Genomic DNA, 26081 nt, shown 5'->3' on the forward strand with positions numbered 1-26081 from the left:
CTGGGGAATTTTAGCAGCTCTGTCTATTTTTTCGCATTTAAACTGTAGAATAAGCGTGTTTTTCTCTGACATTTCTGCTAAAATAGTTTAAGAGACTTGCGGATAAGTAACATATTTAAAGAAGCGCCCAAGATTTTCCGGAAAGGAAGGACCCAGATGCCTTTTTCACGTTTATTTGGAAAAAAAGATAAGAATCAAATGGATGATATAGTAGAAGAAGGAGTACAACGCGTACTAGAACTTCCTATGGATAAAATATTCCCGAACCAATTCCAACCACGGACAGTATTTGATCAAGATAAAATTGATGAGCTTGCTCGCACTATCCGAATTCACGGTGTTATTCAGCCGATAGTGGTTAGAGAAATGGAACCGGATTATTATGAAATTATTGCAGGAGAGCGCCGTTTTCGTGCTGTACTTTCTTTGAAATTGGAAAAAATCCCAGCAATTATTCAGAATTTAGATGATGAAGAAGTAGCTGCGATAGCGTTAATTGAAAACTTGCAACGTGAAGAATTAACGCCCATTGAAGAAGCAAAAGCATATCGGAGCTTGCTAGACATGCAGGACGTGACACAAGAAGCCCTTGCGCAACGTGTCGGGAAAAGCCAGTCTGCCATCGCAAACAAAATGCGTCTTCTAAAACTACCAGAAACTATCCAAGAAGCCGTTCTTAACAAACAAATTTCAGAGCGCCATGCTCGTTCTTTATTAGCTTTAGAAACGGAAGAACAGCAAGTGAGCCTTTTACAAGAAATAGAAGAAAATCACTGGAACGTCAAACAAACCGAAGCAAGAATTCAAGAAATTTTAGGCGTGAAAAAACTAGTAGCTACTAAAAAAACCAAACCAAAACGCCAAGCTATTAGTCGTGACGTACGTATCGCTATGAACACGATTAAACAGTCGGTCACAATGGTTAAAGATAACGGAATGGACCTAGATTTCACCGAAGAAGAGACAGATGATTTTTATCAAATTACCATTCAAATTCCTAAAAAGAAATAAGAGGTGTAGCAGTGAGGTTTTTGAAGATAATTGGACATGCAGTTGGTGTCATTAGTTGTTTGATGGTACTTCCATCTTTCGTAATAGCGATTACAAGTGCTATTATAAGTTTTAATCCATTATATATTACCTACTTTTTCACCAGCCCCTATGCCCGAGCAGTAGCCGTAGCAGAAGAGTCTGGATGGGGAAGTGGCTTCAATATTCTATTAATTAATTACGGGGCATATCTCATCGCGTTTGGCTATACGTTCTTTGCGATCGTGAAGATTTACAGTTGGTACCAAATCGCGAAAGAAGCGAAAAAATAGTTACGAACCTTGCTTACTAAAGCAGGGTTTTTCTTTTTTAATTTAAACCAACTCGATTTGAGTGGAATATAAACTTTCTTACGGTTTTACAAAAATTAGAGAAAATAAGTGCAATTTTGAGCAGAAAAAAGTACAATAGAATTAGGTAAAGTTGTAAAGGAGGGAGTGATTCACTCAACTCTGGGTGGAATCACGAAACGAATGGCAAAGATCATTTTTGTGAAAGATGAACAAAATGAGTTCCAAGCGTATGATTTCTTACAAAATTTAATTGTGGAAGAACCACTAATGGCCACTTTAGTATTTCAAGGCCTGTTACAACTAGAAACAGCAGAAACAAGAAAACTCAGCACTGGTAAGCAAATTCTCCCCGATGTCCATTTAATTATCGGTAAAAGTCAAGCTTACTCACTGCAAACAACTCGAGTGGAAACAACTGTAGACCAACCGATTCAAGAAATGAAAGCACATTTTAAAGATAAAAATTGTCGTTTAATTTACTTCACTGCATTTAGTGGAGATGAAACATATTATTGCTTCGTTAAAGGCTATTTTAAAGATAAAAACCCGTTCACTGATCAAATGAGCGCTTACCGCGAAGAAGTCAAACGCGTATTCTTACGTCGTATCGAAGCAGAAACAAGTATTGGTCACGCAGACTATCAATTCGAAACACTAAAAAATAAAGCTTTAGCAAATGAAGGCATTGCTCATTACTTAGATAGTTTTTCAGCAAGCCTAGGTAAATATATTTTCTCTAAGCGAATGGAGAAGAAATGGTCGCAACTAGATTTGGCACTTAAATCAGATTTATCTCCTGTTATTATTGGTCGTTTAGAAGCAGGGGATCCAGATTTGACTCTGCGAATGTATCAAAAAGTCTGCACGGTTCTAGGTGTTAAGACAACATTCTCTGTAGATTGAAGATAGAAAAGTAATCAGCTTAGGTTGGTTGCTTTTTTTATTTTAAAATGTTTCACGTGAAACATTTCTAGGTTTTGAGAATATCATTTTCACCATTTTTAAGCTTTCAAAATACGAATTTCAATTTATTTTTACTTTTTGTAAGACTAAATGAAAATCTTTTGGTAGAATAGAAGATAAAAGAACCGGAAATCTCGGTACAAAATAAGGGTTGGTGAAAAAGATTGAGCAAAGTGATTGCACTAGCAAACCAAAAAGGTGGGGTTGGTAAAACGACATCATCCGTTAATTTAAGCTCTAGCCTAGCTTTTTTAGGTAAAAAAGTATTACTAGTAGATATTGACCCACAAGGAAATGCGTCAAGTGGTGTTGGTGTAAATAAAGGTGAAATCGAACACTGCATTTATGATGTATTGGTTGATGATGTGGCGATTCAAGATGTGTTGCAAAAAACAGATTTAGATAATCTAAATGTTATCCCAGCTACAATTCAACTTGCAGGGGCTGAAGTAGAGCTAGTTCCAGCTATCTCACGTGAAATTAGATTAAAAAAAGCAATCGACTCAATTCGTGATGATTATGACTATGTAATTATTGATTGTCCGCCATCACTTGGGCTTTTGACTTTAAATGCTTTAACAGCCGCAGATTCTGTTTTGATTCCTGTTCAATGTGAGTATTACGCGTTAGAAGGGTTAAGCCAGTTACTAAATACAATAAGAATCGTCCAAAAGCATCTTAATGAGGATTTACAAATTGAAGGTGTTTTACTAACAATGCTTGATGCTAGAACAAATCTAGGTATTCAAGTAATAGAAGAAGTGAAAAAATACTTCCAAAACAAAGTATTTAATACAATCATCCCACGTAATGTTCGTTTAAGTGAAGCACCTAGCCACGGAAAACCGATTTTGTTGTACGATGCAAAATCAAAAGGGGCAGAAGTTTATTTAGAATTAGCAAAGGAAGTGGTTGCACATGGCTAAAGGTCTAGGTAAAGGAATTAATGCGCTATTTAACAATGTCGATACGAATGAAGAAACAGTACAAAATATCGCTATCAAAGAAATTAAGCCAAATCCATATCAACCACGTAAAATTTTTGATACGAAAGCAATCAATGAATTACGTGATTCCATTAAAATCCACGGTGTTTTACAGCCAATTATTTTAAGAAATACAGATAAAGGATATGAAATTGTTGTTGGTGAACGCAGATACCGCGCAGCAAAAGAAGCTAAATTAAAAGAAATCCCAGCGGTTGTACGTGATTTAACCGAAGAAGAGATGATGGAGCTTTCCGTCATTGAAAACTTACAACGTGAAGATTTATCTCCACTTGAAGAAGCTGAATCATATCAGTTCCTTATGAAAAAATTGGGCTTAACGCAAGCCAAATTAGCAGAACGCGTTGGGAAAAGTAGACCATATATCGCTAACTTTGTACGTCTTTTGACATTGCCTGAAGAAGTTCAAGTAATGTTACGCGATGGCTCGTTGTCAGCCGGACATGGCCGAGTGTTGCTAGGTTTGAAACTTAAGAAAAATATTATCCCAACAGCTAAAAAGGCTGCGACTCAAGGTTTAACAGTTCGCCAACTGGAAGATATTGTGAACAACTTGAACGAAAATGTTTCACGTGAAACAATTAAGCCTGCCAGAGTGCCTATTTTTATTCGTGAAAGTGAAAGTCAATTACGTGATAAATTTGGTACGGCTGTCTCGATTAAACGTCGTGATAAAAAAGGTAAAATTGAAATTGAGTTTTTATCAGATGATGATTTGGATCGTATTTTAGAGATTTTAGATATTCAGTTTGATGATGAATAGGTTGTGATGTTTATGGAAAAAAAGCATTTCGATTTAAATGATATAGTAGAAATGAAAAAGCCTCATCCTTGTGGTACCAATCGATTTAAGATTATTCGTATGGGTATGGATATTCGGATTAAGTGCGAAGGTTGCGGACATAGCGTCATGATTCCTCGACGTGAATTTGAACGAAAAGTAAAGAAAATTTTAGTTAAGGCTGAAGAGTAATAGAGAGCAGACGATTTATACAGTCGTCTGCTCTTTTTTTTAAAGCCTTTTAGTTGAAGTTTAGTATTTTCTTCTTTAAAATATAAATAGTATCATTTAATAATTATTATAATTAAAATGATATAGTATTTTATTGGAGGTATTTACATATGACAGAGAGAAAAAATTTAACAACGAACCAAGGCACGCCAGTTGGCGATAACCAAAATTCGATGACTGCGGGACTTAAAGGACCAACTTTATTAGAAGATTATGTTCTAATTGAGAAATTAGCGCATTTTGATAGAGAACGTGTACCGGAGCGAGTTGTGCATGCTCGAGGTGCTGGTGCGCACGGGAAATTTGTCACTAAAAAAAGCATGAAAAAATATACTATCGCTAATTTTTTACAAGAAGAAGGGACAGAAACAGAGGTTTTTGCTCGTTTTTCAACGGTAATTCATGGTCAACATTCACCAGAAACTTTACGTGATCCGCGTGGATTCTCTGTTAAGTTTTATACTGAAGAAGGAAATTATGACTTTGTCGGAAATAACTTGCCGGTATTCTTCATTCGTGATGCGATTAAGTTTCCGGATGTTATTCATTCTCTGAAACCTGATCCACGCACGAATATTCAAGATGGTAACCGCTACTGGGATTTCTTTAGCTTGAGTCCTGAAGCTACAACTATGATTATGTATTTATTTAGTGATGAAGGAACTCCGGCTTCTTACCGCGAAATCCGTGGCTCTAGTGTTCATGCGTTTAAATGGATTAATGAAGAGGGGAAAACTGTTTACGTAAAACTACGCTGGGTACCAAAAGCAGGAATTGTGAACCTTTCCACCGAGCAGGCTGCGCAAATTCAAGCAAAAGAATTTAACCATGCGAGCCGTGATTTGTATGAAGCAATTGAAAATGGGGACTACCCTGAATGGGATTTATATGTGCAAGTGCTAGATCCGAAAGACTTAGACAGCTTTGATTTTAACCCATTAGATGCAACAAAAGATTGGTTCGAGGACGTTTTCCCATATGAACATGTAGGGACAATGACACTTAATCGAAATCCGGATAATATTTTTGCAGAGACTGAATCTGTTGGGTTTAATCCAGGGGTACTTGTTCGTGGTATGCTTCCTTCTGAGGACCGTTTACTTCAAGGGAGATTGTTCTCTTATTCCGATACTCAAAGACACCGCGTAGGTCCTAACTACTTGCAACTGCCAATTAATAGCCCGAAAGCACCTGTTGCCAACAACCAACGTGATGGCTATATGCCGTTTAAACAACAAACGAGTTCAATTAATTATGAGCCAAATAGTTACGAGACTGAACCAAAAGAAAATCCAGCTTTTATTGAACAAGAACAAGAAATTCGTGGGGATATTTCTGGCCGACTTATTGCTGAAAAACCAAATAACTTTGGGCATGCAAAAGAAGTATGGGACCGCTATTCAGATGCTGAACGTGCGGCGCTTGTGAAAAATATTGTTGATGATTGGTCTGGCGTTCGCGATGATATTAAAATCCGCAATTTGCGAAACTTCTACCAAATAGAACCAGAATTCGCTAATCGAGTGGCTGATGGGACTGGTATTAATCTTGAGGAACATGTAGCAGATTTAAAATGAGTAAGCTTAAAACGAAAATCCTTTTAGGGTTTTCGTTTTTTGGTGGGTGGCTTTTTATTTGAAAAACCTTTATAATATACGTTAGTGAAAAAATGTCCATTTGACGGGCGTTTCAAAATGAAGTTAATGAAAAGGAGTTTATATATAATGGCACTTACAGCTGGTATTGTCGGGCTTCCTAATGTTGGGAAATCGACACTTTTTAATGCAATCACAAAAGCAGGAGCAGAGGCTGCGAATTATCCGTTTGCAACGATTGACCCGAACGTAGGAATTGTTGAAGTTCCTGACCACAGATTAAATAAACTAACGGAACTTGTAAAACCGAAAAAAACCGTTCCAACTACTTTTGAATTTACAGACATAGCTGGAATTGTAAAAGGTGCTAGTAAAGGCGAAGGACTAGGAAACAAATTCTTATCTCATATTCGCCAAGTGGATGCAATTTGTCACGTAACTCGTTGTTTTGATGACGAAAACATCACCCACGTAGAAGGCCGAGTAGACCCTCTGGATGATATTTCTACGATTAACTTAGAACTTATCTTAGCGGATTTAGAAACAGTAGAGAAGCGTATTGGGCGTGTTGAGAAGCTTTCTAAACAAAAAGATAAAGACGCGGTCGCTGAATATAATGTTTTAGTTAAATTACGCGAGGCTTTCGAAAATGATAAGCCAGCTCGTGCAATTGAATTTAATGAAGAAGAAGAAAAAATCGTTCGTAACCTTTTCTTGCTTACAAGAAAGCCTGTTTTATATGTAGCTAACGTAAGTGAAGAAGACGTTTCTAGCCCGGACGATAACAAATATGTCCAACAAGTGCGTGAATTCGCTGCGAGTGAAAACTCCGAAGTTATCGTTGTTTGTGCTCGTGCTGAAGAAGAAATTGCTGAGTTAGAAGATGAAGACAAGCTTGAGTTTTTAGAAGCGCTTGGAATTGAAGAATCCGGTTTAGACCAATTGATTCGTTCTGCGTATACATTACTTGGCTTAGCGACTTACTTCACAGCAGGTGTTCAAGAAGTTCGCGCTTGGACTTTCATCAAAGGAATGAAAGCTCCACAATGTGCCGGAATCATTCATACTGATTTCGAACGTGGATTCATTCGTGCTGAAGTTGTTGCCTATGATGCATTACTTGAATACGGTTCAGAACAAGCAGCAAAAGAAGCTGGTAAAGTACGCTTAGAAGGTAAAGAATACGAAATGAAAGATGGAGATGTCGTTCATTTCCGCTTTAACGTTTAATATGTTTCACGTGAAACAATCTTTTGATGAGCAGATGCGTCAAAAGATTGTTTTTTTATAGAAATAGTGCGATTCTTGTAATATTTTTCGCGAATTCTACAAGCTTTATAAACACCTAGAGTGATATAATAAAAGTATCTTAAAACAATAAAAGTTCGTTTAGGAGTGTATATGATGGCTAGTAGTTTTCTTGAGGAAGTAGATCGGTTAATAACTTTAAGTGGAATAACGTTTCATGCTAGTGGTACTGGAACACCTGAATTAATTAAAATTTACCAAGATGCTTTAGGAAACGAATTTCCAGAGACATATAAGCTTTTTTTAGAAAAATATGGGACGTTAACTTTTAATGGTGTATCTTTTTATGGTATCTCTAAACGAGGCTTGAGTGCGGCATCCATACCTGATGTCAAGTTTGCAACAGAGCAGGCGCGTACATTTGGGGATATAAATAAAGAGATGATTATGATAAAAAATTCAGGATATGGTTCGATTTTCTCGATAGACACTTCAATTATTGGGAGTGAGGGCGAGCCTGTAATAGTTGAAACTAACTTATCATTCAAAGACAATACAGAAAAGAAAGTTGTTGCTAATAGTTTTGGCGAATTTTTACTGGAAGAAATAGAACTATCTTTAACTGATTTGGGGTAAGAGTGTCAATTTACGGATGAAACGCTAGGTTACTTTAGTGATGCCAAAATTAAGAACTAAATGTTTCATGTGAAACAATTACAGTATAAAGTTGCTTTGTCAAGAGTTTATTTACTTCTATAGAGTTCCTCGCGATAATTAATTCACAAAATATACAATTTGCCAGGGGCGTAATAATGCTATAATTAACTATAAATTTTTATTATAGGAGTGTTATTTTGATACAATTAATGGTTATAGCATTTTTAATTGTTCTTCTTGTCATTATGCCAAAGAATAACAAAGAGGAGAGAACAGCAGCGCATTTACTAATTGATAGATATGGTATTCAAGTTGAAAAGAAAAATAACCCAATTCGTCAAATGGCTTTGCTGGAAAAAGCTCTAGGTATTTCTACATATAGAGGTAGCCGTAAAAAGACTTTTGCTTTTATCGGTAGTTTCTTTGTAGTAGCATTTATTTTAGGCTATCTAACGTACTTTTTTGCAATAAACCAAAATTTCCCAGCTACAATCATTGTAGGTATTTTTTTAGTTCTGTTTTTAATTGCCGGAACAATAATAATGTTTGTAATAGCGATTCGCCAAGCATCTTCATTACGTACAGACGCTTGGGCTAAAATCCTAAATACAATCGATCCCCAGTTTCCAATTGAATTCCTTAACGAGAAGAAATGGCAAAAAGCCTTCCTTGCTCAAATGGAAAGCATGGATGGAGAATTAGCTTAATCAAAGAAGTATTAGACTTTTAGGAGTTTAATACTTTTTTTATTCCCCGGGAAATATAAAATATTTTTAAATTGGGATGACATTTAAAATAAAACCGGAACCGCTTCAAGTTAGAAACGGTTCCGGTTTTTTTAGCGAGAATTTCTAGTAGCTATTTTTATACAAAGCAAGGCAATTAGAAGTAATACTAGGCAGAATGCGGGAAATACAAGCATTGACCCCGAATGCAAAATGCCAATGAAGAAAGTACAAATACTGACAATTACATAATAACCTAAGCTTAAAAAGGCACCAGCCGTACCTGCAACTTCTTGAAATTTTACTAGTGCTAGACTTAAACAATTTGGTAAAGCCATGCCGATTCCTGCCAAGATAATAGAGATGAAAATAATATACAATACAACTTGGCTCATTAGCGGAAAAATCGCGACCATACTAAGAGCTAGTGTGCCGATAAGGGCTAATAAAATACCTTCTTGAATGATTTTATGAGGTGAGTTCTGCTTTAAGCGCCAGTTCGATAGCCAAGCACCTAATATAGTTGAAACGGCCACTGCGCAACCCATAAAGCCATACTGACTCTGATTAAAATGAAACCTCTCAATAAAAATAGTGGGAGCTTCAGCGTAGTAACTAAATAATATCCCGTTAAAAATCCCAATTAGCACCCCAAAAGCAATTGTATAGCGGTCAAATATCATTTTTTTACCAATTACTGCCATTTTCTGTACACTAAAGGAGGTAGCGTTCGCTGTCTTTGTTTCTGGTAATCGTTTTAAGCTCCAGAACAGCAATACCATTCCCATAACTACTAAAAATAAAAATACCACGCGAAAGCCGTAATATTGTCCGATAAACCCACCAATTAATGGCCCAATTGCTGGTGAAAATGCCAAAGCGGCCGAGATTTTTGCAAATAAATGGTGGCGATCATTGCCGTGATAGTTGTCGCGCAAAATCGTCTGTGTTGTAACAGAACCCGTACTTGCCCCAAATGCTTGAACAAATCGGCCAATAAAAAGCATAGTAATATTATTTGAAAGAAGGCAAACTAAGCAACCAAGAATATAGATGAATATCCCATAATTCATTGCTTTGCGTCGTCCTAAATAATCCGAACTAACACCCCAAAAGAACACGCCAACTGCAAAAGCAAGAAAGTAAATGCTTAAAGTCATCTGAGCCAGGTTTAACGATACCCCGTAGCCCTTAGCAATTTCGGTTAAAGAAGGTGTATAAATAGTTTCACTAATTTGCGGAAACCCTACAAGACAAACAAGTAATGCCAAATTGATTTTCTTTGTTTCGATGTTTTTTTCCATAAAAAACTCTCCTGAATAATTTATTTATCTGGGAAAAAAACATCCTTCACAGGGAAATGGTGGGACCATGATTTTTATTCGCTCATAAAAAAGCATGCAGTCACCCCTTTCTATTTTAAACGGAGATGGTTCCGTTTTTTCGTTAAAGTTTATTGTAGTATATATGGGCGGAAAGATAAAGGGGTGGTTGATAGTTTGGATAATTATACATAAAAATTACCGAAATTTGAGTATTTATGTTAAAAATTTAAATTAAATACTTATGAAAATGCGCGTAAATCGAAATTTTTGTGACTAATTGGTTTTGCGATGATTAGAAAAATGAATAATGAGCTAATTCAAAGAAAATCTATTAAATTTCTGCTGCTTTTTACACAATTTGAGCAGGAATAATAATAAATTGTTTTGATTTAAGCTATTAATGATGAGAATAAGGCATTTCATTACCATTTTGGTTATACATTGTCCATTCATGATACATTAAAAGAATAGAATTAAGATAAGGATGATGTGATGAAAAAGTTTCTTTCCACTATTATTTTAGTAACACTTGTCATTGGTAATGTAATGTTTTTAAATTTTATTACTAATACCTTGTCGCGTGATTTTCTTTTTAAAGACCAGACAGAAGTGCAGTTTAAATATAAAGATGACTTTCAGGTTTTAGAAATTAATAATTCTATAAAGCAATTTTCAAAAGCTAAAAATATTAACATAGCGCAGTATACATTTTTAGATGAACGTGATTTGAATATTTATGCCTCTAATTCCCAGTATTCGCCAAATATAAAGCTTAAAAAAGGAGATTATCCCGATAAAAACCGTTTTTTGGCGAATCGGGAAAGTGGCGATGAAAAACAATCGGGTGTGATTTATCATCCTTCTAAGTATTGGTCTTTAAAGGTTTATGACTTTGGACAAATTAAAAATGTGGGTCTAAGTGATACTTTTTATGTAAGTGGCTTAGATAACCAGGATACTTATCAGGCTTTTTTAAAGGAATTTGAGCAGTACGGGGAAATAACTACGAAAAGTGTTGACGTGAGCTGGTGGAAATATATTAATATCCCGTTACTTATGACTTTGATTTTATGTTTTGTCATTTTATTTATTTTTACATATTACTATTTAAGATACTCCAAACAGCGGTTATTTGTTAATCGTATATGGGGGAATTCTAAGTTAGTTACATTAAAGTCTTTGTTCAATAAAACTATTAAATTTACATTGTTTAGTGAGTTAGTGATTTTGGTGGTTTTTGTTGGCATAGTTTTAGTAAGAGGGCTATCCGCATACTCAGTAGAAATAGTATGGAAGTTGCTTTTGTTTAATGTATTTTTGTTGATTTTTATTCTGTTTCCGACGTATTTCTTTGGATTACTTAGAATACAGAAAATCGATCAACCAAAGTCTGACCAACATATGCAGTCGGCTAAACAACATTTGGCTATCAATTTAGTTATTAAATTTGCTCTGCTTTGTGTATTTATTGGTACGATTATAGCTTCCTATCAATCGCTGCAGATGTTAAATACAAGACTAGCTAATATGGACGTGTGGAATGATGCAAAGAACATTTTTAAAGTAAATGTAGGAGTTTTACCCGAGAATATTGAAGACGATTTAAAAGCTGATAGAAAATTAAACGATAAGTTAAATGCTTTTTATAAAGAAGGAACAGCTAAAAAAGAGATGTTTTTAATGTATTCGAATAATTTTACGCGGGTTGAAAATGATGTTTTTTTTTATGAAACCTATTTGAATAAGGACTCTGAAATAAATTCGCCTGAAGGGAACAGCGTAGAGATTGATTTTAATTACTTAAAATTAAACCCGATTAAAAGTGTACAAGGACAGAACGTGGAAAATGAAGCAATAATCAATGATAAAGTTTTGAATATTATAGTTCCTATAAGCAAAAAGGAATTCGAGAAAGACATAAAAAAAGCTTATCTTGATCACTTCTATTTTCAAAAGGTAGAGCTAGCTAATATGTACAATGAGGCCTTGAATCGTCCTGTTTTAGAGCTAGGTAAGGACGACTTAAGTATCAATATTATTTATGCTCAAAATAACCAAGACTATTTTTCCTATGATAGTAGTGCGGGGGATTTACGAACGGGGAACATCACAGATCCAATAGCGATTATCTATACAGGGAACATTGATTCATCTAGTATTGGCGCTCTTGTAACTTCTTCTGTATATTTTGTTGATAAAACGAAGGGTGATGCGTTTAATGCTATTTTGCCGCTTATTAATAATTCAAATGCAAGAGAAATTACCAATGTAACGAGTGTTTATCAAGAAGTATCAAGCGAATTAACTGCTTTAAAATGGCAAATATATCAGCAATCGATAGGTACGATTATTTTAGCGATAAGCTCCTATTCTTTTATGATATTGCTTGTATTATCATATTACCGGGAGAACTTATATAAACAACTTATTTACCATGTATTTGGATATTCGTTTTGGAAAAGTAGTAAATGGTTTATTATAAGTAATTTGGCCGTGTGTGCTTTTTCGGAAGTCGTTACTTTCATTATTACTAAAGAACCAATTGCTTTATATTTTAGTGTAGTTATTCTCCTCATAGAGCTATGTGTTATTTACTTCTTAAAGGAAAAAGTAATTAATAAAGATTTTAAAGCCATACTAAAAGGTGAAAAATATGATTGAGTTAGTTAATGTTAGTAAAAAGATACAAGATAAATTGATTTTGGAAAAAGTCTCTCTTTCTATTGGAGCTGGTGAATTTATTGCAGTCCTCGGCGAGAGTGGTAGTGGGAAGACAACGCTGCTAAATGTTATCGGACACCTAGATTCAAAAGATAGTGGGCAAGTTATTATTAACGAGATGGAATATCAGACGAAAAAAGAAGTTATGACTCTAAAAAAAGAGGTGTTAGGTTTTATATTCCAAAATTATCTATTGATGGAAAATGAAACAGTGTTTGAAAACTTATCCATTTCAGGTGGGGAAAATCGCAAGCTGATGATAGAGCATTTGGAAGAAGTAGGAATGGATGAGAGCTATTTAGCAAAAAAAGTATACCAATTAAGTGGTGGAGAAAAACAACGGATTGCTATTGTGCGCATTTTACTCAAACCATTTCAACTTTTACTTGCGGACGAACCAACTGGCAATTTAGATGATAAAAACAAACAAAAAATTATTGAATTATTTCTAGCCTTGAAAAAGCAAGGTAAGACTATCGTTTGTGTCACGCATGACCCGGAAATATCCGGAAAAGCAGATCGGGTCATTTATATTGAGAAGGGAGAAATAAGATGAAAATTATCGGTATTTCTTTAGTAAATAGCCTTTTAATACTCTTAGTGGTACTTATTCATAAAGTTTTCTTTAGAGTTTTATTGCTTGGATATGAAAACTTGTTTATCTATTGGGGCTCCTTTGTATTAATTTATTTTATTTTGAATTTAATTACGAATAGGCTGCTGTTATCTAGGGCTTAAATAACAAAAATCCCAGCTACGAGTCTCGTAGCTGGGATTTTTTTATTCAAACAAGAAATCTAAAATCTTATCACCAATTTTTTTCTTCTCCCCTTGATAAGGGAAGCAGTGCATGTGCATTGCTGGGTTGAAGTTTAGCTCGATGATAGCGTGCTTATCGCGGTCAATTGTTTCACGTGGAACAATTATGTCTACGCCGCAAATTTTGGCGTCAAGGACTTGGGTGGCGCGAATAGCTATTTCTTTGAAGTAATCGTCCATTTCTTCGGTATAGTCAATGCTGTCGCCGCCTGTGCTGACGTTGGAATTTTCGCGAAGGTAGATGATTTCTTCTGCTTTAGGAATACTATCCCAAGAAAGATTTTGCATGGATAGCATTAAAGTTTCTTCAGGGCCAGTACGGATTTTTTCAAGTGGTTTTAAATGGTCCGTTCCGCGCAATGGATCGGTGTTTTTTTCTTCAACCAGTTGGCGCACTGTATGGATTCCGTCGCCAGTTACGTTAGCTGGTACGCGTTTTAAAACAGCCTCAACTTTGTCGTTAATGACTAAGAAACGGAACTCGTCGCCAGGAATGAACTCCTCGATAATGACGGAGCTATCGTAACTGAATGCGATATTTAAAGCTTCTTGGTAATCTTCTAGCGTAAATTTGTTTTTGAAAATGCTGATACCCCAACCATAGTTGGTGGATTTTGGTTTAACGACGATTTGCTTATCTTTAAATAAAGAGAAAGCTTCAAGTGCAAGCGCTTGAACGCTAAAACTATCGCCAAATGGTACGCGAATGCCGTGCTCTGCTAGTACAAGCTTGGTGACAACTTTATTTTCCATCATTAACACAGATACATAGTTGTCTTTAGAAGTTTTGCTGGCTTGTTTCACATACTCCACATGGTCGCCTTTTTGGAAGCGAAGGAAGTTTTCTGCCCGGTCTAATACGTCAACTTTGATGCCGCGTGCGATGGCGTCTTTCCAAATGATTTGTGTGGAAAGTTCCATGTCTTCTGCGCCAACGAGTTTATAAGCTAGCGCCTCTGTTTCTTCCATATAAATTTTTGCTTGGTTTAAATGGAATTCGACGTAACCTTCTTTAGCTGATTGTGCTTGTACTTGTGCAGCAATCGTTTTTTCAGGGTGTAGCAGGCGTTCTTTTTGTTTTTCGATGATTGCTTGGAAATGGTTGTCGTTAGGAATTAGACTTTGGATGAAGTCGCTCATTTTGTCTAATTCTAAAAGTCCTGCATCAGCAAGGGACATTTCCTCGTTATCACAGTTTTTAATTGCGGGCTGTGCAAGGCCGTTTAACGCGATATTATTTTCGTTTTCGTCGGCTAGTTGTTGGTTGTTCGCGCATAGCTCACGATCTTCCGAAAGCAAACCTTTGATTAAAAATAGGTGGATAAAAATAAGTTCATCTTTGGAAATTCCGTTTGGTTCAAGTGGATTTAAGTCAATCGAGCGAATTTCTAAATATTCTACGCCATGCTTAGCTAAACTTTCAACAGTTTGATCAGTATGGGCATTTTTTAAACGGATTGGGTTATAAAATTCGCGCATACTTTCGATTTTACCAGCTTCAATGTAGTTGGAAATACTCGAAATATAAGCGTCAAATGAATTGTAATCGACGAAAAGTGATTCTTTGTTTTTATAGCCGGCATTACTATTGCGAAGGGAAATCCCGCGCTGAAGAGCTTTGCTACCATCGTTTAGTACTTCTTCGCTTTTTGTTTTTGTAAAATCAGCGAGATAAACTGGACTCGCGCCAGTTAAATAAATAAGCAACCAACGATTTTTCATGAAATATTTAGCTACTTTTAAATATAAGCGATTTTTAAAGTCGCGTTTAGATTCGTTAGGATGGCTGATTTCGGCATAAAGCCCGTCAATTAGCGCTTCAGGAAAAGAGAAATTATAGTGAATTCCGGATAATAATTGGATTTTCTTACCGTAGCCTTTAGCCAAGTGCTCGCGATATTTTCTATCAGGGCTGTCAGGCGTTTTGTATTCTGCGATGGGAATATCTTCTTCTGCTGGTAAAATTGGCGGATTGCTAGAAGGCCAAAGCAGTTCGTTTTCTGCGCGTAGTGAAACGATATTATGAAGATTTTCAAGCCATTCATATACAGCGTCAATCGAGTCGGTCACTGGCGTAATCATTTCAATTTGGCTTTCCGAAAAATCGGTTTTAATATAGGGGTTATCTTCTTTTGGGCCAAAAATTGCTGGATGAGGCGTAAGAGCCAAGTTTCCATCAGAAGTTACGCGTATATTCTCTTTTTCCAAACCAAAATGACCAGAAAATAAGTATTTCCGGAGAGCTTCGTTTTCTTTAAAAGAATCGAGCATCGTCATATCAAGTTTTATCATGTTTTCACCTCAGGGGTTTTAAATAAGTTCATATAGAGATATTTTACCGCAATATGTGAAATTAGTATAATAATTGATTTGTGATTTACAATAGTGCAGAAAATTTTAAAAAATGTAGAAAAAATACTACTGAACTTATATAATGAGTGCAAGAGGTGAAAAAATGGAGATTCGGAACTTAACTAAAAAGATGGAAGACAACTTGGTTTTGAAGGATATTTCATTTGGTTTGAAAGCAGGAGAGATAACAGCACTTATAGGAAGAAATGGTGTTGGGAAAACGACGCTTTTTTCCACAATGACGGGAATTTATTTGCCTGATGAGGGAGATGTTTTTTTAGACGGGAAAAGTATTTTTGAACATCCTGAAGTCAAGCAGCAGTTGTTTTTCTTGGAAGACAATATGAATCACTTTAATACATATAGTGTACAAACCGTCGTCAAGATTTATCGGAAAATTTATCCGACTTTTGATGAAACTTTTTTCAATGATTTAATGCGACAATTCGAATTACCAATGAAGGCGAAATTAATGTCTTTTTCGAAAGGGCGAAAAGCTTTATTTTTCATTATTTTAGCTTTTTCTTTAGATGTTCGTTATTTATTACTAGATGAACCTATGGATGGGCTAGATGTTATTATTAAAAAGCAAATTTTAGCGATTATAAAAGACACGGTGAAAAAGCGCGAAATGAGCGTGGTAATTGCTTCTCACCGTTTGGATGAACTAGAAGCTATTGCGAATCGGGTCATTGTTTTAAAAGGGGCTCATTTGGAGCTTGATTATTATTTAGATGACATGCGAAATGATGCAGTGAAAATCCAAGTAGCTTTTAAAACAAAGAAAATACCTGATTTCGTAAAAAACAATGCGCAATTATTATATCGAAATGGGAGAATTTACACGCTTTTAGTTACAAAAAATGCCAGTGAATTTGTTCGGAAATTGCGATTAGAGGAACCAGTTTTATTTGAAGAAATGGCTATTTCTATAGAGGATATTTTTACGGTGCATTTAGCGAATGACAAGATTGATTATTACGAGATTTAAAGACATATAAATGAGGATGAAGCGAATAATGTTTAATCGAGGGTTATGGTATCGAGAGTGGCGTAATATGAGATGGATGCTTCTAGGCGTAGCGATATTGTTTTTTCTGGGGATTGCTTTAGGGCTCGTTTCAGATGCAGAACGGTGGCAAAGTCAAAAGGATTTTTACGAATCTAGTGACTTTATAAAACAACAAAAAGAAAACCCGGAATTTAAAACTTCTGATGAAGAAATGAAAACGAGTTTGACTGTAGCTTATTTAGCTATTCCGATGTATACAAATTTTGTGCAAGAAGAATATGTTGAGTACATGCCTTTTATGTTTTATTTTCAATTAGAGATGTTTTTTACTTTAATTAAAGCAAGTGTGTTTATTCTTGGGGTGTTAGCGGTTATCTTTGAGCGATATACTCGGGCAAATCGATTTACGGCATCTTTGCCATATAAGCGGACGCATATTATTGGCGTTAAAATGATTATGGGGATAGCTACGATTACGCTTAGTTATCTTGTGTCTATTGGAATTGGTTTAACTTACTTTTTCAGGCATATACCAACAGAGTATATACAGTTAGAAATGGCGAAATTTTGGACAGATATTGTGGGTGGTTTATTTACTTATATTCTTATCTTTTTAGTCGCTATTTTAATTGGACTACTAATTGGATCGCCTATTGCAGCTGCTGTGGTGGCGTTTGGTGTAATGTTACTACCAAATGTGTTGAATCCAACTTTGGATAATCTATATAAATATATTTGGCCACACGGAGGAGAAGCTGGTATGACTAATCTCCTTAGATTTGAGGACTATGTGAACGTCTTTTCTCCATTTTCTTTTGAATCGGCCTCGCTCGGAGCGGTTATTTTTAGCGGGGTGTTAAGCGTTTGTATGGTCCTTGCTATTTTAGTTCTATACAAAAAACAACATATCGAGCGTAATGGTTATTTATTTGCTTTTTCTTGGGTGAAATGGCCGTTTCTTATCTTGTTCTCACTGTTTATTGGTATGGCAACAGCTAATCTAGCGGTGGCTGATACAGAATTAAGTTTTATTGGTTATCTTTCGTGGGGAATCGGGGCGACGATTGCTAGTTTTGCTTTAGCACTTTACATTTTAAACAAAATGCGCGGACTTTTCCAAATGTCTAAAACGAATTAAAAAAATAGCTTTTTTATAGTAGGTAAGTCCGGTATAATAGAGGGTAGAATAAGTGAGGGAGGATTTAGCATTGACCACAGAAATGAATAAACCGCCAGTAGCTGATTTAAAGGCTAGTTTAACAAAGCGGAATTTGCAATACGTAATGGAAGTTGAAAAGCATTTGCGAGGAACTCATTACGATGAAGAGCAACAAGAAATCATTATTTACGAAATGTGTGAAAAGATTTTAGCCGAACAGAAAAAAGGTATAACAGCGCGAAAATTATTTAATTTAACACCAACAGAATATGTTGTTTCTTTAGATGTAAAAGCTGCACCAGTTGAGCAAAATACAGACAAATGGTGGCTTGTACTTGACGGCGGACTCCTTGTACTTGGAGCGATGATGCTGATTTCTGGAATTAGTGCTTATTTCCAAAAAAATGCACAAACTTTAGGAATTATTGTCTTAGTAATCACTGCTGTTGTCGGTGGTTTTGCAATGCTTATCTTACGTAAATACGCATCTAATATGCGTGCAGGCCAAAAAGGTGGAACGATAAAATACTTACTAGTAGCAGTTGGAGTCATTGCGGTATGGATGTTTGTAATGACAATTGTTCAAGTGACAATTCCTCCAAATATCAATGTAGCGTTAAGTCCGATTGTTAACACAGTTGGTGGTGCAATTATTATTGCCCTACGTTTCTATGTGAAGAAAAAGAAAAATATTCCATCCTTATAAGAAGATGGACACGGACAGGTGACCTAAATTGCATATTGCGAGGTGGTCACCTGTTTTTATTTCCCGGGAAATACTGATACAGATGAGGTGAATAAATTTATGTTTTCGTATGAAGTGATTAGGCAATTTACAGAGACAGAACACCATTTATACCGTTACATAATGGACAATCGGGACAAAGTTATGTTTATGAGAGTGCGCGAACTTTCGGAAGTAACGCATGTTTCGCCAGCTTCCATCGTTCGTTTTACTAGAAAATTGGGCTGTGAGGGCTTCTCGGAATTTAAAGTGAAGCTAAAACAAGAAGCGACACGCGAGGTAAAGAAAAAAACAGCAGATACAGTGGAAGTTTTAGAGGAATTCTTTGAACGGACAATGAATCGAGATTACGATCATGTACTAGACGCGGCGGCGGAAATTATTAATGAAGCCGATTTAGTCGTTTTTTTCGGAATCGGAACCTCAGGAATTTTAGCAGAATATGGCAGTCGTTTTTTCTCCAATATGAAGAAGCGAACTTTTTATATTAAAGATCCATTTTATCCTAACCCGGGAGAGCAATTTAAAAATAAAGCAGTGATGATTATATTATCTGTGTCTGGTGAGACGGACCAGGTTCTTGAACAGGCGCAAAATATGCAGCAATATGGCAGTCGGATTATTAGTATCACCAATACGAGCCATAATACGCTTGCCGAGCTATCTGATGTCAATATTCCGTATTATGTCACGCAAGAAATGGTTGATAAGACGAATATTACGACGCAAATTCCGGTGTTGTTTTTACTAGAAGCGATGGCGAAGAAAAATTATAATCAAGAACAGCTAGAATAATAAAAAGCGTGTAGATTTTGTCGTCTACACGCTTTTTTATTAGCTTATTTTCTTGTATACGTGAACAAACTCAGTGACAACTTCTCTTAATGTTTCTGTTGTGATGAGTAAGTCTTCTGCATGAATTAGCAATAACTGAATTTCCACTTTTTCACCGGAAGCTTCTTTTTGGATTAGCTTATGATGCTCGTGGTGACCGTTTGCAAGAGTTTCGCTGCCTTCTTGTAGTTTTGCTTCCGCTTCCTCGAAATTGCCTTCACGAGCTGCACGAAGCCCTTCTAAGTAACTGCTTCTCGCAGAACCAACTTGACTAATCATGCCAAAAATTACTGTTTCCATTTCATTCATGTCTATTTTCCTCCTGTAAAAAGTGATACACTGCGCCGAGTAGGCCAGCTTGGTTTTTATGGGTTGCTGTTTCGATAATCGTGTCACGAAGCCCAAAGCTCGCCATATGATGCTTTAGCTCCGTGATAAAAGTAGGGCGACTTGTAATTCCGCCACCAATAAAGATATGCGTTGGATCGAACAGGTAAATTAAATTATAAAGTCCCGTACAAATTCCGGTATAAAACTCATTAATAAGTCGTTCTGAGATAGGATCATGCGCATCATAATTTGCAAAAATCTCTTCTCCAGTAATTTCTTTCAACGGTCGTCCGGTTAGCTGGGCATATTGTCTGCGAAGAACGAGCATAGTAGTAGTTTCATTTAATGTATATTTTCCAGGACGAAAAGCACCTGGGCGTTCACTAAACATATAACCAAATTCACCAGCCCGGAAACGACCACCACGAACTAATGCGCCATTAGAAAAAATGCCGCCACCAATCCCAGTTCCGATAGTTAAACAAAGAAAATCATCCAAATCTTGTCCTTTTCCAAGCCATTTTTCAGCAAGTAGGGCGCAGTTGGCGTCATTTTCGATGGCAACAGGAAGACCGGTTTCCGCTTCGAGCCATTCTTTCAAATTAAAGTTATCAAATCTGCGGATAGCGCCGCCCATTGTGATGAGTCCGGTTTTTGGGTTGACGTAGCCGGGTGCGCTAACGGCAATCCCTGTCACGTCCGTATTTTCAGCAAGAAACAGCTTCATTTCTGCTAAAATCTGGTCACCATCACTAGCGATTATTTCGGCTGATTTTGTTAATATAATTTCACCATGCGGCAAAACGACCCCCATTTTAAGGGCCGTTCCACCAATATCAAATGCTGCAATTTTCATTTTGTCACATCCTATTGTTCCGTTGAGGCTGTTGCATTTTTATCCATTGCAGCATCACTCGCGGCAATTTTGTTAGATACAAGTACGAATGGTAGATAAATGACTGTTGCGACGGCTAGACAGAGTAAGCCGACCAGAAGCGCGAGCCAGTTTCCTCCTGTACCAAGGAATGGAATCAGTGGTCCTGGAGTTGTCCAAGGCACTTGATAGGCGACAGGTGGAATAAGTTTTGTTGAGATAAAGAAGTAACCAATTAATGTATTGATTGCTGGTGTAATGATGAAAGGAATAACCATAATTGGGTTTAATACGATTGGTAAACCGAAAATTACAGGTTCGTTGATGTTGAAAATCCCTGGTGCAAGAGAAAGTTTTGCAATATCGCGGTAGTCTGCACGACGAGAAGCAATAAAGATAGCAATCAGTAAACCTAGAGTCATACCAGATCCACCATAGTTTGCAAATCCGTCATTTAAACCAGCCCATGTTGCAGGGTAAGGTGCGCCCCAAGCAGAGCCGTGTTGTGCTACGTAAGATAAGTTATCTAAGTTTGGTTCAGTGAAGATGGTGTCACGAATAGCCGCAACTGTGTTAGGTCCGTGAATACCAAGAACCCAAAGTAAGTTAGAAACAAGTCCAATGATAATTACAGAGAATACGTTAGTTCCCATGTCTTTAAGTGGCGCTTGAATAACTGTGTAAACAAGGTCATTTAAACCTTCAGGAGCGATTAATGTGATTAAGTAGTTAATTACAGAGAAAAGAATCGTGATGATAATAACTGGAATTAATACTTTAAAAGAACGAGCAACTGCTGGTGGTACTTGGTCAGGCATTTTAATCATTAAACGAGGGGATCTAGCTAGACGACTAAATACTTCCCCAGTAATAATCGCTACGATAATAGCAACGAAAAGCCCTTGTGCACCTAAGAATTTGATTGTCATGTAAGATGCGTTATCAACAACTGTATAAGGCGTATAGACGATAAAGAATGCACCTATCGAGGTAAGCCCACAGAGCAAATCATCCTGTTTAAAGAAGATGGCGAGATTCCGTGCGACTAAGAATACAATCAGAATCGCCATAATATTGGTAGAACCTTGCATTACCGGCGAAAATACAGCCTGTGCATCGGCTAAATTAGGGAAGATTTTCCCTAGGAATAAAATTTTTGCAATAAAGCCATCTGGTGATAACACTGCGAAGTTAATCAAAGTGATAATTGAACCGGCCATAATTAATGGGAAAACTAAAATAAATGCATCACGAATTGCTGCAATATGGCGTTGTGAGTTCAATTTATTCGCTACTGGTACTAAAACACGTTCCATGCCGTGTTCGAATTTTGACATTATACTCATTTTAAAACCTCCCTATTTTTAAATGAAAATTCCTTACCCAATCTCCGCGAAAGCTTTTTCAAGAACGGCTTTCCCATTTAACATACCATAATCTTTCATATCAATTACAATAACCGGAATACGTCCCTGTACGAGTTCGTCTACTTGCGGTTTTTGGTAACGGACTTGAGGTCCAAGCATAACAATATCCATTTTATCTACCACGCTGCTAGCTTCTGATACTGGCAATGCTTCAATTTCAATTTCTTCCCCAATAGAGGTTGCGTGCGCTTTCATTTTAGTTACGAGCAAACTTGTCGACATTCCGGCCGCACATACAAGTAATATTTTTTTCATTAAAATTTCCCTCCCAAAATGGTTGAAGCAGAGAGAGAACAAGGCTTATTTGCCCTGTTCTTCTACTAAATTAGCTCCGTTTGCTTCGATTGTCTTTTTATACCAGTAAAAACTGTCTTTTTTATAGCGTTTCAATTCTTTTTCATCGTTTTCGTCGCGGTCAACATATACGAAACCGTAACGTTTTTGGTAGCCGTTTAGCCAGCTTAGTAAATCTGTGAAGCTCCAAGTGCAGTAACCTAGCATTTCTACACCGTCAGTGATTGCTTCTTGGATTGCTAGAGCATGGGCGCGAATGTATTCAATCCGGTACTCATCATGGATTTTGTGGTCTTCCGTCAAGCTATCATACTCACCAAGACCATTTTCTGTAATCATGATTGGTAATTTATAGCGGTTAGTAATTCTACGTAAGCCAATGCGCAAGCCAGTTGGATCAATGTCCCAGTCCCAATTCGTTTTTTCTAAGTATGGATTATTGGTGTTTTTGTATAACCCCGGTACACCAGTTTCCTCGGAAGTGCCTTTTTCGCCAGTTGTATTCATTTTCCCAGAACCAACGCCGTCTTTCCCATTAAATGCATGAGTCATTGAGCGGTAATAGTTAACTCCCATGAAATCAGGTTTCCCTTTTTTCAGAAGTTCGGTATCGCCTGGTAAGATTTCCGGTGCAAGACCGTGCTCTTCCAGCCAGTTCCAAGTAGCGGTAGGATATTCACCCCATGTGTAAACATCCATCCAGAAATGGGCATTGAATTCTTCGGAGTTTTCAGAAGCTAACACGTTCGCGGGGTTGGCATCAATAGAATAACTTGGTCCGTAAGCAAAACTTGGTCCAATTTTTCCAGAAATACCTAACTCGCGGAATTTAGCAATTGCAGAAGCATTCGCCAAGTTCGCATTGTGATTTGCCGCAAACATACGCTTGTCGTCAGAAACACCAGGTGGGTGATACGCTAATTTATAACCGTGTGAGATAAATACGTTTTGTTCATTAAGTGTTACCCAGTATTTAACTCGGCCGTTAAAGCGTTCGAATAGAAGGGCGGAGTAGTTAGTGAAATCTTCAATAACTTGGCGCGACTCCCATCCACCATATTCGTCTTGCAGCCCTTGCGGAATATCCCAGTGGTAAAGTGTAACGACTGGCTCAATTCCATAAGAAAGAAGTTCATCAATCAAATTATCATAGAATTTTAGTCCAGCTTCATTAACTTCCCCGTTACCATGCGGGATAACGCGACTCCATGCGACAGAGAAACGATATGCTTTTAGGCCCTGTTCAGCCATTAGCGCGACATCTTCTTTATAACGATGATAATTATCCACCGCTACGTCTCCGTTTGTTTCTTTGAATGTTGTTCCAGGAATACGAACAAATTCATCCCATACAGATGGTCCTTTGCCATCTTCATCCCAGGCACCTTCTACTTGGTACGCTGCAGAAGCTGATCCCCATAGAAAATCTTTTGGGAAAGGTTTCAACTTATTATGTTCCATTATGGCACCTCCAAAAATTATGTGCGATTAGTCTGTTTTTTGTTTTGCTTGCCTTATTAATGTAAACGGTTTCGACTAATTGGTAAATAGATTTTGATGCTTTGGGTTCGTGTTTCATATCAATGGTATAAGTTTCTGAGTTGAAACGCTGTGTTTCGTGCATGTGATTGGGAGAACAATTGACATTTGAGGCAGCATCCCTTATTCTATATGTATTAATGAAAAGAGGTGAGATGACATGTTTCTTTTGAATGCGCGAACTAGTATAGCTAAATTTTTGTATATTGTCCGTGCAATTTTTTCCGGTATTGCAGTTACATTGGTGAAGTCTGCCAAAAAAACTGTATAACTAGAAAAAATGAGAGAAGCATGGAGTCACGCAATCGGTTTGTATAGTGCTAAATTAGTATTATACTTATAATTGGCGTCGGGCGCTTGTCTGACGCTTTTTTGTTGTCTAAAAAAATGTTTCACGTGAAACATTTTGCCATGCTTCCTTGGATAAATGGAGGATAAAATGACAATAGTAGCAATGAATGATGTAGTTAAAAGTTTTACCGGAGATATTATTTTAGAGAAAGTATCTCTTCAATTAGAGGAAGGCGAGCGTGTCGGTTTAATTGGTCGTAATGGCGAAGGGAAAAGTACTATTTTGAAGATTTTAAAAGGAACTGAGGGCGTTGATAGCGGGATTGTAACCAGCAAAAAGGGTGCGAAAATTGGGCTGTTAGAGCAATTATCCACGGTGGATCCTAATATAATAGTAGAACAATATTTACGAACTAGTTTTGGCGAGTTAGAGGATTTGGAAAAAGAATTACGAGCATTAGAAGAAGAAATGGCAACAAATTCAAGCGAAAAATTAATGAACCGCTACGGAGATAAAATGGCTTTGTTTGGTGAGCTTGGTGGATATGAAATGGATGCTAACTTGAGCAAAGTGGTCAATGGACTTGGTATTGGAGCATTACTGCCTCAAAAATGGGGCGATTTAAGTGGCGGTGAGAAAACAAAAGCAGCATTAGCCCATTTATTATTGCAGAAAACGGACTTGTTACTTTTGGATGAGCCAACAAACCATTTGGATTTAATGGCAGTAGAGTGGTTGACGACATATTTACAACATTATGCTGGAACTGTGTTGGTAGTTTCCCATGATCGCTACTTTTTAGATGAAGTAGTTCAGAAAATGGTAGAGCTCGAGAACCGCGAGTTAATCGTTTATCATACGAATTTTTCCGGATATTTAAAAGAACGGGAAGAACGACTATTACGCGAATTCCAAGACTATAAAGATCAACAAAAGAAAATTAAAAAAATGCAGCAAGCTATAAAAAGATTGCGCCAGTGGGCTATGCAAGCCAATCCGCCGAACGACGCCATGTTCCGCCGGGCAAAAAATATGGAACGAGCATTAGAACGGATGGAAAAAGTGAAGCGCCCTGTATTAACACAAAAACAAATGCAATTACAATTTGACGAAGCTAGCAGAAGTGGACAAGACGTAGTTGTGATGGAGAATTTAAATAAATCTTTTGGAGAAAAAGAAATTGTGCAGGATGTTTCTTTACAAATTAGACAAGGCGAGCGAGTGGCGATTATTGGTGAAAATGGTGCCGGAAAATCCACTTTACTAAAAATAATAGAAGGAAAAGTGGAGCCGGATAACGGAATAGTGAAGGTCGGAGCAAGTGTGAAAATCGCCTCGCTGTCACAACAAATGGAAGAGTTGAATGAAGAAATGACAGTACTTGAAGCATTTCGAGATAAGGTTGCAGTGACAGAGGGAGAAGCAAGGCAAATGCTAGCTGGCTTCATGTTTTACGGGGAGATGGTTTTCCGAAAAGTGGCGAATATTAGCGGCGGCGAGCGGATGCGACTTAGATTAGCTCAATTTATTAATATGCCTGTGAATACACTTATTCTTGATGAACCGACCAACCACTTGGATATTGCATCTCGTGAAGTGTTGGAAGAAGCAATCCGGACTTTTACCGGGACAATTATTACTGTGTCACATGATCGTTATTTTATTGATCAGCTCTGTTCTAAAGTAATTTGGCTCGAAAATAAGCAATTAACAGTGTATGAAGGTAACTACAGCTATGCCATTAGTAAACGAGGATAATCGCCTTGCTGGAAATCACTCTTCAAATAAATTAGAATGAAGAAAAGAGG

At 37.0% G+C, this 26081-nt stretch carries 26 protein-coding genes; 18 read left to right on the forward strand and 8 right to left on the reverse strand.

Translation table 11 applies throughout. The features are described from left to right. Positions 1-156 precede the first annotated feature (156 nt). From noc to OC533_RS08760, 10 genes are all read left to right on the forward strand, one after another. Positions 157-1011: a nucleoid occlusion protein gene (gene noc / locus OC533_RS08715; protein WP_194323896.1), complete on the forward strand. Its 855-nt coding sequence runs from the start codon at positions 157-159 to the stop codon at positions 1009-1011. Positions 1012-1022: 11 nt separating this feature from the next. Next, positions 1023-1322: a hypothetical protein gene (locus tag OC533_RS08720; RefSeq protein ID WP_033838389.1), complete on the forward strand. Its 300-nt coding sequence runs from the start codon at positions 1023-1025 to the stop codon at positions 1320-1322. A gap of 165 nt (positions 1323-1487) precedes the next feature. Further along, complete coding sequence (locus tag OC533_RS08725; RefSeq protein WP_077957546.1) at positions 1488-2246, forward strand: helix-turn-helix domain-containing protein; 759 nt, start codon at positions 1488-1490, stop codon at positions 2244-2246. 224 nt (positions 2247-2470) lie between these two features. Continuing rightward, positions 2471-3232 (forward strand): ParA family protein, encoded by a 762-nt coding sequence (locus tag OC533_RS08730; RefSeq protein ID WP_003722150.1) that lies wholly within the window; start codon positions 2471-2473, stop codon positions 3230-3232. Beyond that, positions 3225-4076 carry a ParB/RepB/Spo0J family partition protein gene (locus tag OC533_RS08735; protein ID WP_194323898.1) on the forward strand — a complete coding sequence of 284 codons (852 nt, stop codon included), beginning with the start codon at positions 3225-3227 and terminating at the stop codon, positions 4074-4076. Before OC533_RS08730 ends, OC533_RS08735 begins: the two co-directional genes overlap by 8 nt. Before the next feature lie 6 nt (positions 4077-4082). Then, positions 4083-4286, forward strand: a complete 204-nt coding sequence (locus tag OC533_RS08740; RefSeq protein WP_077904843.1) for a DUF951 domain-containing protein — start codon at positions 4083-4085, stop codon at positions 4284-4286. A 149-nt stretch (positions 4287-4435) separates the two neighbouring features. Then, the gene (locus OC533_RS08745; RefSeq protein WP_010991449.1) at positions 4436-5902 is read left to right on the forward strand and encodes a catalase; all 1467 of its coding nucleotides are present in this window, start codon (positions 4436-4438) and stop codon (positions 5900-5902) included. A gap of 147 nt (positions 5903-6049) precedes the next feature. Then, positions 6050-7150, forward strand: a complete 1101-nt coding sequence (ychF, locus tag OC533_RS08750; protein ID WP_003722138.1) for a redox-regulated ATPase YchF — start codon at positions 6050-6052, stop codon at positions 7148-7150. A gap of 174 nt (positions 7151-7324) precedes the next feature. Beyond that, entirely contained in the window at positions 7325-7804 is a 480-nt protein-coding gene (locus OC533_RS08755) for an SMI1/KNR4 family protein (RefSeq protein WP_010991448.1), read from the forward strand. A 218-nt stretch (positions 7805-8022) separates the two neighbouring features. Further along, positions 8023-8532 carry a DUF2545 family protein gene (locus OC533_RS08760; protein ID WP_194323900.1) on the forward strand — a complete coding sequence of 170 codons (510 nt, stop codon included), beginning with the start codon at positions 8023-8025 and terminating at the stop codon, positions 8530-8532. 131 nt (positions 8533-8663) lie between these two features. Here the strand turns inward: OC533_RS08760 and OC533_RS08765 are convergent, their stop codons facing one another. Continuing rightward, complete coding sequence (locus OC533_RS08765) at positions 8664-9854, reverse strand: multidrug effflux MFS transporter (RefSeq protein ID WP_194323902.1); 1191 nt, start codon at positions 9852-9854, stop codon at positions 8664-8666. A gap of 513 nt (positions 9855-10367) precedes the next feature. Between OC533_RS08765 and OC533_RS08770 the strand changes: the two genes are divergently transcribed. Genes OC533_RS08770 through OC533_RS08780 form a run of 3 tightly spaced genes read left to right on the forward strand, consistent with a single transcriptional unit; the run spans position 10368 to position 13334 of the window. Further along, positions 10368-12536: a bacteriocin-associated integral membrane family protein gene (locus OC533_RS08770; protein WP_262265248.1), complete on the forward strand. Its 2169-nt coding sequence runs from the start codon at positions 10368-10370 to the stop codon at positions 12534-12536. After that, on the forward strand, positions 12529-13152 hold the full coding sequence (locus OC533_RS08775) for an ATP-binding cassette domain-containing protein (protein ID WP_194323906.1): 624 nt from the start codon (positions 12529-12531) through the stop codon (positions 13150-13152). The genes OC533_RS08770 and OC533_RS08775 overlap by 8 nt, the downstream gene beginning before the upstream one ends. Continuing rightward, positions 13149-13334 carry a bacteriocin-like WGxF protein gene (locus OC533_RS08780; protein WP_045552755.1) on the forward strand — a complete coding sequence of 62 codons (186 nt, stop codon included), beginning with the start codon at positions 13149-13151 and terminating at the stop codon, positions 13332-13334. The genes OC533_RS08775 and OC533_RS08780 overlap by 4 nt, the downstream gene beginning before the upstream one ends. A gap of 42 nt (positions 13335-13376) precedes the next feature. On the opposite strand, the gene gshAB is transcribed toward OC533_RS08780, so the two are convergent. Continuing rightward, positions 13377-15707: a bifunctional glutamate--cysteine ligase GshA/glutathione synthetase GshB gene (gene gshAB / locus OC533_RS08785; protein WP_194323908.1), complete on the reverse strand. Its 2331-nt coding sequence runs from the start codon at positions 15705-15707 to the stop codon at positions 13377-13379. Positions 15708-15870: 163 nt separating this feature from the next. Here gshAB and OC533_RS08790 point away from each other — a divergent pair, with 163 nt between their 5' ends. The 4 genes from OC533_RS08790 (at position 15871) to OC533_RS08805 (ending at position 19478) form a co-directional block, all read left to right on the forward strand. Beyond that, the gene (locus tag OC533_RS08790) at positions 15871-16758 is read left to right on the forward strand and encodes an ATP-binding cassette domain-containing protein (RefSeq protein ID WP_194321617.1); all 888 of its coding nucleotides are present in this window, start codon (positions 15871-15873) and stop codon (positions 16756-16758) included. Positions 16759-16786: 28 nt separating this feature from the next. After that, positions 16787-17917 (forward strand): ABC transporter permease subunit, encoded by a 1131-nt coding sequence (locus tag OC533_RS08795; RefSeq protein ID WP_185550858.1) that lies wholly within the window; start codon positions 16787-16789, stop codon positions 17915-17917. An 82-nt stretch (positions 17918-17999) separates the two neighbouring features. Continuing rightward, a complete protein-coding gene (locus tag OC533_RS08800) occupies positions 18000-18644 on the forward strand; it encodes a DUF1129 domain-containing protein (protein WP_033533809.1) in 645 nt (214 codons plus the stop codon). A 99-nt stretch (positions 18645-18743) separates the two neighbouring features. Beyond that, positions 18744-19478 carry a MurR/RpiR family transcriptional regulator gene (locus tag OC533_RS08805; RefSeq protein ID WP_010991441.1) on the forward strand — a complete coding sequence of 245 codons (735 nt, stop codon included), beginning with the start codon at positions 18744-18746 and terminating at the stop codon, positions 19476-19478. A gap of 39 nt (positions 19479-19517) precedes the next feature. Here the strand turns inward: OC533_RS08805 and OC533_RS08810 are convergent, their stop codons facing one another. From OC533_RS08810 to OC533_RS08835, 6 genes are read right to left on the reverse strand one after another with little or no spacing between them, the layout of a single operon-like run. Beyond that, complete coding sequence (locus OC533_RS08810) at positions 19518-19826, reverse strand: PTS lactose/cellobiose transporter subunit IIA (protein WP_003725346.1); 309 nt, start codon at positions 19824-19826, stop codon at positions 19518-19520. Then, a complete protein-coding gene (gene bglK, locus OC533_RS08815) occupies positions 19819-20703 on the reverse strand; it encodes a beta-glucoside kinase (RefSeq protein ID WP_010991440.1) in 885 nt (294 codons plus the stop codon). Before bglK ends, OC533_RS08810 begins: the two co-directional genes overlap by 8 nt. 11 nt (positions 20704-20714) lie before the next feature. Then, positions 20715-22067, reverse strand: a complete 1353-nt coding sequence (locus OC533_RS08820; RefSeq protein ID WP_003725316.1) for a PTS sugar transporter subunit IIC — start codon at positions 22065-22067, stop codon at positions 20715-20717. 33 nt (positions 22068-22100) lie between these two features. After that, on the reverse strand, positions 22101-22403 hold the full coding sequence (locus OC533_RS08825) for a PTS sugar transporter subunit IIB (protein ID WP_003725315.1): 303 nt from the start codon (positions 22401-22403) through the stop codon (positions 22101-22103). A gap of 45 nt (positions 22404-22448) precedes the next feature. Beyond that, positions 22449-23903, reverse strand: a complete 1455-nt coding sequence (locus OC533_RS08830; RefSeq protein ID WP_003772804.1) for a glycoside hydrolase family 1 protein — start codon at positions 23901-23903, stop codon at positions 22449-22451. Then, positions 23893-24186 (reverse strand): hypothetical protein, encoded by a 294-nt coding sequence (locus tag OC533_RS08835; RefSeq protein ID WP_262265256.1) that lies wholly within the window; start codon positions 24184-24186, stop codon positions 23893-23895. The genes OC533_RS08830 and OC533_RS08835 overlap by 11 nt, the downstream gene beginning before the upstream one ends. Before the next feature lie 234 nt (positions 24187-24420). On the opposite strand from OC533_RS08835, the gene abc-f reads away from it, so the two are divergent. Continuing rightward, on the forward strand, positions 24421-26031 hold the full coding sequence (gene abc-f, locus OC533_RS08840; RefSeq protein ID WP_194323910.1) for a ribosomal protection-like ABC-F family protein: 1611 nt from the start codon (positions 24421-24423) through the stop codon (positions 26029-26031). The last annotated feature ends 50 nt before the right edge of the window (positions 26032-26081 follow it).

Source organism: Listeria sp. Marseille-Q6474, assembly GCF_946902005.1.
Classification (GTDB): Bacteria; Bacillota; Bacilli; order Lactobacillales; family Listeriaceae; genus Listeria; species Listeria innocua.